Origin of the sequence: Pseudoalteromonas sp. HM-SA03 (assembly GCF_002289345.1) — a bacterium.
GTDB lineage: Bacteria > Pseudomonadota > Gammaproteobacteria > Enterobacterales > Alteromonadaceae > Pseudoalteromonas.
Genome location: NZ_NSDG01000104.1, coordinates 72,397 through 82,129, shown reverse-complemented (window position 1 = coordinate 82,129; position 9,733 = coordinate 72,397). Strand labels below are relative to the sequence as shown.

10 protein-coding genes and 1 pseudogene are annotated in these 9,733 nt (G+C 42.1%); 7 read left to right on the top strand and 4 right to left on the bottom strand.

Annotated features, from left to right (window positions below; genetic code table 11):
- Positions 1–137: 137 nt before the first annotated feature.
- Positions 138–500 carry a DUF6176 family protein gene (locus CKO50_RS20525; RefSeq protein ID WP_095729670.1) on the top strand — a complete coding sequence of 121 codons (363 nt, stop codon included), beginning with the start codon at positions 138–140 and terminating at the stop codon, positions 498–500.
- A gap of 11 nt (positions 501–511) precedes the next feature.
- Here the strand turns inward: CKO50_RS20525 and CKO50_RS20520 are convergent, their stop codons facing one another.
- The 3 genes from CKO50_RS20520 to CKO50_RS24955 form a co-directional block, all read right to left on the bottom strand.
- The gene (locus tag CKO50_RS20520) at positions 512–1,357 is read right to left on the bottom strand and encodes an EamA family transporter (RefSeq protein ID WP_095729669.1); all 846 of its coding nucleotides are present in this window, start codon (positions 1,355–1,357) and stop codon (positions 512–514) included.
- Between the two features lie 483 nt (positions 1,358–1,840).
- Positions 1,841–2,185: a hypothetical protein gene (locus CKO50_RS24960; protein ID WP_255230664.1), complete on the bottom strand. Its 345-nt coding sequence runs from the start codon at positions 2,183–2,185 to the stop codon at positions 1,841–1,843.
- Positions 2,151–2,387, bottom strand: coding sequence for a hypothetical protein (locus tag CKO50_RS24955; protein WP_255230663.1), 237 nt, complete (start codon positions 2,385–2,387; stop codon positions 2,151–2,153). The genes CKO50_RS24960 and CKO50_RS24955 overlap by 35 nt, the downstream gene beginning before the upstream one ends.
- Here CKO50_RS24955 and CKO50_RS24950 point away from each other — a divergent pair.
- Positions 2,377–2,750, top strand: a pseudogene (locus CKO50_RS24950) (hypothetical protein); the annotation flags it as partial. The gene CKO50_RS24955 and the pseudogene CKO50_RS24950 overlap by 11 nt on opposite strands.
- A 93-nt stretch (positions 2,751–2,843) precedes the next feature.
- The gene (locus CKO50_RS20500; RefSeq protein ID WP_255230661.1) at positions 2,844–3,947 is read left to right on the top strand and encodes a hypothetical protein; all 1,104 of its coding nucleotides are present in this window, start codon (positions 2,844–2,846) and stop codon (positions 3,945–3,947) included.
- A 74-nt stretch (positions 3,948–4,021) separates the two neighbouring features.
- Here the strand turns inward: CKO50_RS20500 and CKO50_RS24945 are convergent, their stop codons facing one another.
- Entirely contained in the window at positions 4,022–4,333 is a 312-nt protein-coding gene (locus CKO50_RS24945) for a hypothetical protein (protein WP_255230659.1), read from the bottom strand.
- 399 nt (positions 4,334–4,732) lie between these two features.
- Between CKO50_RS24945 and CKO50_RS20490 the strand changes: the two genes are divergently transcribed.
- The 4 genes from CKO50_RS20490 to CKO50_RS20475 all read left to right on the top strand — a co-directional run bounded on the left by CKO50_RS20490 (position 4,733) and on the right by CKO50_RS20475 (position 9,716).
- Entirely contained in the window at positions 4,733–4,960 is a 228-nt protein-coding gene (locus CKO50_RS20490; protein ID WP_095729668.1) for a FeoA family protein, read from the top strand.
- A 17-nt stretch (positions 4,961–4,977) separates the two neighbouring features.
- Entirely contained in the window at positions 4,978–7,062 is a 2,085-nt protein-coding gene (gene feoB, locus CKO50_RS20485; protein WP_095729667.1) for a ferrous iron transport protein B, read from the top strand.
- 266 nt (positions 7,063–7,328) lie between these two features.
- Positions 7,329–7,757, top strand: a complete 429-nt coding sequence (locus CKO50_RS20480) for a GNAT family N-acetyltransferase (protein WP_095729666.1) — start codon at positions 7,329–7,331, stop codon at positions 7,755–7,757.
- A 105-nt stretch (positions 7,758–7,862) separates the two neighbouring features.
- Positions 7,863–9,716 (top strand): monovalent cation:proton antiporter-2 (CPA2) family protein, encoded by a 1,854-nt coding sequence (locus CKO50_RS20475; RefSeq protein WP_095729665.1) that lies wholly within the window; start codon positions 7,863–7,865, stop codon positions 9,714–9,716.
- The last annotated feature ends 17 nt before the right edge of the window (positions 9,717–9,733 follow it).

Here is a 9,733-nt window from a genome sequence, read left to right as displayed (position 1 = left end):
GGAGAAGGCCTCATAGTCATAACGATATGCAAGCTCCAGCAGTAGCAGAAGAAAAACTTAATTCACTGTCCAGAATTAGTTGACCACTACAGCTCAGTACCAAAATGGTTAAAGGTTGGAGGGGTTAATCTTATTCCATGGAAACAAAACTGCTAAAGATAAAATTAAACTTGAATGCTCGTCCTCAAGTGGATGAGTTACTTGCCTATATGCAGGATAATATCGCGTTTCCGAGAGAAGAGATGCGACAGAAAGGATACTTTTGGGATTCCGTATTTTTTGCTGAAGAAGGCGGAAGAGAGTATCTCTATATTGTAATAAAGTCTGAAGACTTTAGCTGTATTATGATGGATGAATCTGAGCTAATTTGTACACCTTTTCGTGAAGTGTATGAGCGTTTTAGAAAAGCATGTTGGTCAACAGAGCCATATCAAGATATCGAAGCGTTGGCGTGTTTCAATTCACAAATGGAGTTTGACTCTGTCGAACCCAGTAAATAAGTAAAAAAGGGTTATACTTTTGCACCGTTTTTACTATAGAGCAACGCCACAAAAATAATAGCACTACCAACACCAAGGCGAACGAGATCAGCTTCTCGGTTCCAAATCAGCAAATTGACAATGATCCCAGCGGGGATCAGTACATTGTTCATTACCGCGAGTTCACCCACCGAGACGCGGGTCAGTCCTAAGTTCCAGACATAATACCCGACGCCTGAAGCAATCAAGCCTAAATAAATCAGTATTCCCCATTGTAGATTCGTACTTGGGAGTTGCTGGGGATTACCGAATAACATAAATCCAATGGCGAGCACGAGGGACGCACCAATAAAGAAAAAGCCGAAGCTTTGGTGGTGTACCAACTGGTAATGGTTACTTAAGCGTTTGTAACTTACTTGGCCTATCGCAAAGCAAAGGTTTGCGCCTTGCACTAGTAGTAAGCCAAAAAGGTAGTCGCTGGTAAGCTCCGTAAATCTAATGGTGATTGCACCAATGATAGCTATGAGCGCAGACAGCAAAAAAGTGGCATTGAACGAGCGATTTAGTAAGTCATTGAGTGCAGTAATATAGATGGGTGTCATCACTGTGAATAGCAACACTTCAGGTACGCTTAGGTATAAAAAAGAATGATAGTAAAAGCCATACATCAGACCAATCTGCACTGCACCGATTGCCATCAACTTGATTATCAACTCCTTATTCACCGAGTTCAATTTCAAAAATGGAATAAACACAATCGCTGCTAGCAAGGTTCTAGACAAAGCGCTAAACCAAGCATCGACTTGGCCTGCTAAATAGACACCAATCAAAGAAAACGAGAACGCCCAAAGTAAAGTAACAATCCAAAGTAATGGCATAGACAATTTGTTGTAGTTTTTAATCTCGCGATTGTATCACGAGCGTAGCAGAAATAGACCATTCGAAAAAAGCGATGATAACAATCTTTATAATGTGATTTTAATTTATGATTATTCACATAGAATGACTCGTGTATTCACACTTACATCCCTTCATTGTTTTACCCATGATGTGTTTGGCCGCCGCTGCGGCCTTTTTTATTTAGTCGGCAATTTCCATAGCTTGTCTTTTCACTGTTTATATCACTTCTCATGCCCTTTTCTTCAGCGAGATGTCTCAGCTCATCTTTATTCAATTTTAATATGTCGACATAGGGTAGCAAGCCCCTATACGTTTTGATAAGCAAGATAAGTCCTGCCACGGTGGTACTTAAAACTTCTGCATTGGTAAGCGTATTTGAGCAGAAATGAAATACCCCGTGATCAGGCTTAAACCGATAGTATCTTGTTCAAACTTTTGTTTGATACCAGATTCATATTGTGTCACTTCATCTTCAGCAGCCTCGTTGACAGGCGCTGCGTTACCTCCTGTAACTTCGAGCAAGACGAATTCCATAACCAAGACATATTAATACTCTGCGACGACATGAAGTAGCCGAAGGTGAGTGACGTGTCAGTACCAAGTGATTTGGTGAGTTTTAAGTCATCCATGATGTTGTCGAAATTATTGATTTCCCCTTCGAAGATATAAACGCGCATTAGTAGTGTTTGATTGAACGCTTGATCCGCTTTTGGTCCGTTGGCAAAGGTGAGTGTTGCATCTGTCTCAGCTATGCTCTCGGCAATTGCTTGGCTATATATGTGCGACCTCAGCACGGAAGGTGACATAAATGTGCCTAAGATACTCGATTTGCCAGTCATTACCTAGATTGAAATTTGCTTCAAAGCCGATACTATCAACTACAGAAGGCATTCCGTCTCGCATATCCCCTAAATGAATGTGATTATTACTACCTAAGCCTTGCGTGGTTGTGAAATGAACAGAGTGGGGCGTAACTGAAAGTACATCAAAGCCGTTGATGGTAATCATGTTGTTACTAGTGAGGTTGTTTAGCCTTATCAGCTTAAAAAGTGATTTAGGGGTGGTTAAAAGCAAGCCCAAATTTAGCGATATATTTTTAAAAAGCCGATCAATTAATATGTTGTTTGCTGCGCGGGAGGTTGGTTTGTGTTTGCTATCAATTCATCTATTCACAGCTACCTCATAGTGGGTTTGGCTGATATTGATGGAGTGTCACTTGAGGTGGGCTTCTATTATATGGCGAACGCAATGGGAAGACTGATAGGAACCGTTTTATCCGGCTGGGTATTTCTGCATTATGGTTTGGTTGCATGTCTGCTGCTATCAAGCACCTTTTTGATATTGGCAGGTTATACCTCAAAAAGAATCTAATAGCGTTTTATATTGTAAATATATTGTTTTTTTTATGTTTTTAATATTATACTGTACCCGATTTATTCGATGTAATTATTAAGGAAAATATAAATGAATATACATTTAGCAGGTGTAACACTTGCGTCAATTTGCTTTCTTGGTTTTGCATACTCATCTGATTCTGAGGCAGCAACGAGAAAAATGTATGATTCAGAATTGTGTTACACATGTAACACTGGAAACGCGCTGAGTTTTGCAAAGAAGTATGAACCTGAAATCACATGTTATGATGATGGCGGTCCATTTGATCGCAACTACTCTCAAACCTGTTATTCAAGCCCTAAAAACGTATTAATTGTTAATGCAGTCACAAAGGAAAAATGGCTTTATAAACTGTCACATCCAAATCAAGGTGGATGGCGTCATGAGCTGACCAATAACTTACAAGCCGTTATTCAGGCTGTTCCTCGTTATGCAAATGATTTGGTGGACGAGTTAAGCAAGTCTTATGATGCTTGGGGCCGGGCAACAACGAAAGTTTCCCAAGAGTATAATTCATCAAGTATGCAATCTACGCTGGGTATCGATACTAGCATTATCCGCCAGCAAGCGTTATCTGAAAATAACTGTGAAAATGAAGCTATTACCCGAGCTGCGAAACTCGCTTTCGACGATAGGACAAGAACGACTCTGCGAAGACGTGCGGAAAATGAATTAATTGAAGAATATGGTAGCTTAGGGGCGGCATTTGAGACTACTCGTGTTACTCAGTTTGGCTTCAAGATAGGTTTGGGAGGTGTTGGATTTAAAAATCAAGTAGAGTATGTACCGCGAAGAAGAATGATAGATGTAGAATTTTATGATGAAATTAATGGCAATCATAGAGTGGTATATAATTTAGAGTTTAGTGATGATATCCGCATGGATTTAAACAAAGACATGACGAAATTTGCAGGAATAACCGTGCGCTATTTAAGAGAGAGTCCTGCAAGCCTCAATCAAGTATCGAATTGTGTTCTTGAGACGCTTAATATATATAGAAAAGCGAGTGTGAAAAGTAGTGATACTTCAGGTGGTGGGATTGACTTACCGCCGGCTACTGGGCGATATCCAAGTCGCAGTTCTGGTGGAGGTCAAGGTGGAGAGTCTTGTACATGGACATTCTATGATCCTTGGGGAGAGGTGCTTTTCGAAATGGAGGGTGGTTGTCCGTAAGGGGCTTCTCATATTTAAGTATTTATCTTGGGGCAACTAACAGCTTTACCCCATTTTTAAGGTATAGCCAAGCATTACTTTATCATCGCTTTTATCCAAGAAGAGTTTGGCTGCTTCTCGGCCTTTTTCTTCACTATTTTGATATTACTACTGGTATGCGCGGGTAAGTCAAAGTCAACCGTTACAACCTGTTTGCTAACATTCGCAATATGCTCAATTAACTTGGAGTTACACAGGCGGCCATGACAAATTAAGCCGTCGACAAAATTGACGATGTTACCGACATTATCTGCGGTGCTTGAGAACAACAGTACGTTGATATGCTGAGTTTCTAAAACGCTTGCAACCCCTCGTATAAAGCTACTCGCAACGGGATCTGATACCATATATTTAACGCTATCGGGTAGTACCAGCGCGACAATGTTAAACGAGCCCTTATGCCGCAGTTGGGCTACTTTGCTTGGGCCAAAATAACCTAATTCTTTACAGGCTTTTAGGATTTATTCTCGTTTGGATTTAGAGAGTTGATCTATTAAAAGCATTCGATATAGTTGCATTTTACACGTCTAATTCCACTGCAATGCTTTTGAGTGTTCATTTTTTGTCGCTACTCATTGGCTGGACCCCTTAATACTGTCAGGCATATGGCAATGGTTTAACTCATCTGAACTAGTAAACACCTTAAATAACATGCAATAATAGATTATTGTCGCAATCTAGTTTAAAGAAAATAGTCAATGAGGTATGATGCGCCATACTTTTATTGCAAATTGTTCTCATAATCAATGACATTAGATAAACTTTCCAAAAATAGCGCAGCGACCATTACTTCTCTTACCCATCCAGATACTGCGTTACTGAGTCGAATAATGGCACTTGGAATTATTCCTGGTGAGCAAATAAAAGTTATTAACGTCGCACCACTTGGATGCCCGATACAAGTGAAAATTGGCGATACCTTTGTGAGCGTGCGTAAGGCCGACGCACAGTTCGTTGAAATTGAAGTTTTATAGTTATAAAGGGCTCACGTATGAAAATTGCGTTAGTGGGCAACCCGAACTGCGGGAAAACCACATTATTTAACCGTCTGACCGGCTCTAAACAAAAAGTAGGGAATTGGCCAGGGGTAACTGTCGAGAAAAAATTCGGCTATTTTGCTTTAGAAAACACAAACGTAGAATTGGTAGATTTACCCGGTCTCTATAGCATGGAGCAAATTGAGCCAAGCCAAGATGAGCAAATCGCGTGTGACTTCCTAAAGCAAAATGAAGCTGATGTCATCATTAACATCGTGGATGCCGCTAACTTACAGCGAAATCTAATATTGACTTCCCAACTGAAAGAGTTAGGCAAACCAATTCTCGTTGTTGCAAATATGGTTGATGTTGCAACTCAGCGCGGGAGAACGCTAGATTTAAAAAGACTCTCTGAACAGTTAGGGTTACCTGTAGTGCCTTTCCACGGCGCTAAAGGTACAGGGCAAGAAGCGTTATTGGAACAACTCGCGCAGATCACTCGTTTTCCAAAAGCACCTGTGGCTGCAAACACCGAAAGCGCCAGCGGCGATCCCCTCGAAAAAGCGGTTGCCCGTCACCAAGCAGTGAAAAAATTGGCTGATGGTGTAAGTATCATAACGCCAAAACGTGCAGACACGACAGAAACACTTGATAAAATCGTGCTCAACCGCTGGCTTGGTGTGCCTATTTTCTTAGCCATGATGTATCTAATGTTTACCATTGCAGTCAACGTTGGCGCTGTATTTATTGACTTTTTCGACATCGCAATGGGTGCCTTACTCATCGATGGTGTAAAAATCTTGCTGGCAGATATTGGCGCACCTCAATGGCTGGGTGTGTTATTGGCTGATGGTTTTGGTGCGGGTATTCAATTAGTGGCGACCTTCATCCCTGTTATTGCGGTGCTATATCTGTGCTTATCCATTTTGGAAGACAGTGGTTATCTTTCTCGGGCCGCGTTTGTTATTGACCGTTTGATGTCATCCATTGGTCTACCGGGCAATGCTTTTGTACCTTTGATCGTTGGATTCGGCTGTAATGTGCCTGCGGTTATGGCGTCAAGAACGATGGGCCGAGAGTCAGATAGATTACTGACGATTATTATGGCGCCATTTATGTCCTGCGGCGCACGTTTGACGGTATATGCGTTATTTGCTGCGGCTTTCTTTCCAACGAACGGAGCCAATGTTGTTTTTGGTCTGTATTTGCTTGGCATAGTGGTTGCGGTAGGTTCTGGCTTTTTATTTAGAAAGCAAGTATTCAAAACGCAAAAATTACCCTCGTTTACCGAGATGCCAGCGTATCATATGCCAATTTGGCGCAATATATTCATTACCACTTGGCAGCGTCTGAGCGGCTTTATCAAACGTGCTGGCAAAACAATTGTCATGGTGGTTATTTTACTCAGTGCATTAAACTCGATTGGTACCGACGGTTCGTTTGGCAATGAGAATACCGATAGGTCACTTTTGGCGAAGGTTGCACAAGTGGTCACGCCAATCTTTGAGCCAATTGGGTTAAAAGAAGAAAACTGGCCTGCGACGGTTGGTGTTGTGACTGGTATGTTCGCCAAAGAAGCCATCGTCGGAACTTTAGATGCGCTTTATACCGGTGCTGAAGAAGAAGGTGGAGAGTTTTCATTGTTGGCTTCGTTACAAGAAGCGCTGATGACTATAGTAGACAATAGTAACGATCTTATCGCAAACCTTGGTGATCCATTAGGACTTAACGAATTAGAGTCAGGCGCTGAAAGTGGCACTGCGCTACTTACTGCAATGGCCGCGAAATTTAATGGTCAAATCGGTGCATTTAGTTATCTTGTCTTTATCTTACTCTATACTCCTTGTGTAGCGGTATTAGGTGCAATTAAGCGTGAATCTGGCGGTAAGTGGATGTGGCTTGTGATTGGCTGGACGACCTCAATTGCTTATATCATGGCGACTTTAGTTTACCAAGCTAGTCAGTTAAGTACCTCGCCGACGAGTGCTTCACTTTGGATTGTAGCGATGTTGTTGTTTGGATTTGCATGGTGGAAAGGATTATCCCGACTCGGCAATAAACTTAACCAACCACCAACCTATCAAATAAACTTAGGTTAGTTATTCAAAAGTTTGGTTAATTACGGCGCTTAGAGCGCCGTTTTTTATTTTTTGGTATCAAGCAAAAAAAAAGCAGTGTTAACTGAGTCAACACTGCCAACAACTCTAAATCAATCAAGGGGAGTCTTCGAAAAGGAGATTACGCCGCTTTATTTACGGAAGGGTGACGAAATAATGAAAGATTTATGACTTTGAAAATTTCACTTTGCTTCGTGCTAAAAATCGCTTAATTTTTAGCTCTACTCTTGCTGTTAACCGGGACAATAATGATAACCACTGATACTCCTCTTATTTTGCGCCACCTTGATACTATCCATGCACTGATCTCTAATGCTTATTGGGCAAAACAAATGCCTAAAGCATTGCTAGAAAAAGCCATTCAAAATAGCCTGAGTTTCATGTGTTTGGATGATAAAGGCGAGTTTCAGGGTTTTTGTCGTGTGATAACTGACTACGCCACCTTTGCCTATCTTGCTGACGTGATAGTTGAGGAAAGTGCCAGAGGTAAAGGGGTAGGCAAAGCGATTGTTCAAGCCGTGGTTGAACATCCAGAGCTACAAGGCTTAAGGCGCTTTATGCTGGCAACGTTTGATGCGCATACTCTATATGAAAAATTTGGCTTTGCTGCGGTGCCAGATCCAAGTATTTTGATGCAGATCTGCCATCCTACAATATATTCGGATTTACAAAATTAATTGCTGGATTTTAGTCACTTATATTTTGTTTTTTAGAACGAAGACTGGATAAATGCACTTACCCTGAACATAATAAAGACGATAACAACAACAGGTGTCTTTATTATGTTACTGCTCGCGACTATCTATTTGGCTGCTGCGATATTGGCGGTGCCAATCGCTAAACGGCTAGGGCTTGGCTCTGTGCTTGGATACTTATTGGCAGGGATCCTAATTGGTCCTCACCTTCTTCATCTTGTGGGGGAGCAAACGGACGTCATGCACTTTGCCGAGTTTGGTGTAGTGATGATGCTATTCTTAGTCGGGCTTGAGTTACAGCCCAAAAGGCTCTGGACAATGCGCCGCTCTATAGTTGGTCTCGGTGGCTTACAAGTGGTTATAACAACGGCTGTACTCTATTTCGCGATTGATTTAGCGCTTGGCTTTTTGTGGCAGCAATCATTAGCCATTGCGTTAATGTTGGCACTGTCTTCTACCGCCATTGCACTGCAAACCTTAAATGAAAAAGGCTTGATTAAACAATCTGGCGGTCAAAATGCGTTTTCAGTGTTGTTATTTCAAGATATAGCCGTGATCCCCATTCTCGCGATTATGCCGTTGTTAGCATTTAGTGATTTGGCTGTGAGTGATGGTCACGGCAATTTGTTACATGCTTTTCCGACTTATCTCCAAGTGATTATCGCTGTTTTTGTGATTTTGGCTATTATCGCTGCTGGGCATTATGTCGCCGCACCGTTATTTAGGTATATTGCCAGCACTCGAATGCGCGAACTATTTACCGTAGTGGCGCTATTTATCGTTATCGCAACCGCGTTATTGATGCAAAGCATTGGTTTATCCCCAGCGCTTGGAACATTTCTCGCGGGTGTTGTTCTCGCGGAAAGTGAATTTCGCCATGAATTAGAAGCCGATATTGAACCGTTTAAAGGGTTACTTCTTGGCCTCTTTTTCATGACAGTCGGCGCATCAATCGACTTTTCCTTATTGGCACAAAAATGGTTATTTATTTTAGCGTCAGTGGTGCTGTTAATGGGGTTAAAGGCGGTTATTTTATATTTGTTGGCAACGGCGTTTTCACTGCATAAGCGAGCGACATGGTTATTTACTGCAGCCCTGTGTCAAGGCGGAGAGTTCGCGTTTGTACTACTTTCTGTTACTGGCAGTTTAGCAATTTTAACTCCAGATCAAGTCGCGTTAGTCACACTGGTTGTTGCGGTATCGATGCTCGGATCGCCCCTCATTTTTATTCTTTACGACAAAATAGTTGAACGTCAGGCCAATACTCCTCAAGAACAAGATAGCTTAGAGACGATGGAAGCGACACAAAATGTTATTGTGGTCGGCTACGGGCGTTTTGGCCAAGTGATAGGGCGTTTGCTTCATGCGCAGGGTTATCATTTATCGATTTTGGATCACAGCCCAAGCCAAATTGAATTACTCCGCCGCTTTGGCAATCAAGTGTTTTATGGCGATGGTGCTCGATTAGATTTGCTCGAAGCCGCAGGGGCTCACGAAGCGCAAATGCTGGTCGTGGCGATTGATGAGCCAGATAAAACCCTCGAAATCATCAGGTTGGCGCAGCAACATTTCCCTAACCTAAAACTTGTAGTTCGTGCGACCGACCGTCGCCATGCCTATCAACTGATAAAATTGGGTGTCACTGTGTTTGAGCGAGAAACCTTTGTCTCTGCTGTGAAGTTAGGTGAACAGGCGCTCAAGTTATTGGGCCATAGCGAAGAAGATGTCGCACGAGCGGGTTACCTCTTTACCAAACACGATGTTGAATCTATGCACATGCTCGCCGATGTGTGGGGAGATGATGAAAGCTATGGTATTGCGATCCGTCAGCGTATGGCTGACCTTAAACAGGTGCTGCAGGCGGACGAAAAAGCGCAAGAAGATCTTAATACCTGCCATGGTGAAAATTGTGAAGATAAACCACCAGCCATTGAACAATAACGTATAAATATTAGGTT

What these genes read in the sequence shown, in the direction of transcription:
- CKO50_RS20525 (WP_095729670.1), top strand. Translation starts at nt 138, where the DNA reads ATGGAAACAAAACTGCTAAAGATAAAATTAAACTTGAATGCTCGTCCT.
- CKO50_RS24955 (WP_255230663.1), bottom strand. Translation starts at nt 2,387, where the DNA reads ATGATTACCATCAACGGCTTTGATGTACTTTCAGTTACGCCCCACTCT.
- feoB (WP_095729667.1), top strand. Translation starts at nt 4,978, where the DNA reads ATGAAAATTGCGTTAGTGGGCAACCCGAACTGCGGGAAAACCACATTA.
- CKO50_RS20490 (WP_095729668.1), top strand. Translation starts at nt 4,733, where the DNA reads ATGACATTAGATAAACTTTCCAAAAATAGCGCAGCGACCATTACTTCT.
- CKO50_RS20480 (WP_095729666.1), top strand. Translation starts at nt 7,329, where the DNA reads ATGATAACCACTGATACTCCTCTTATTTTGCGCCACCTTGATACTATC.
- CKO50_RS20500 (WP_255230661.1), top strand. Translation starts at nt 2,844, where the DNA reads ATGAATATACATTTAGCAGGTGTAACACTTGCGTCAATTTGCTTTCTT.
- CKO50_RS24945 (WP_255230659.1), bottom strand. Translation starts at nt 4,333, where the DNA reads ATGGTATCAGATCCCGTTGCGAGTAGCTTTATACGAGGGGTTGCAAGC.
- CKO50_RS24960 (WP_255230664.1), bottom strand. Translation starts at nt 2,185, where the DNA reads ATGTCACCTTCCGTGCTGAGGTCGCACATATATAGCCAAGCAATTGCC.
- CKO50_RS20520 (WP_095729669.1), bottom strand. Translation starts at nt 1,357, where the DNA reads ATGCCATTACTTTGGATTGTTACTTTACTTTGGGCGTTCTCGTTTTCT.
- CKO50_RS20475 (WP_095729665.1), top strand. Translation starts at nt 7,863, where the DNA reads ATGTTACTGCTCGCGACTATCTATTTGGCTGCTGCGATATTGGCGGTG.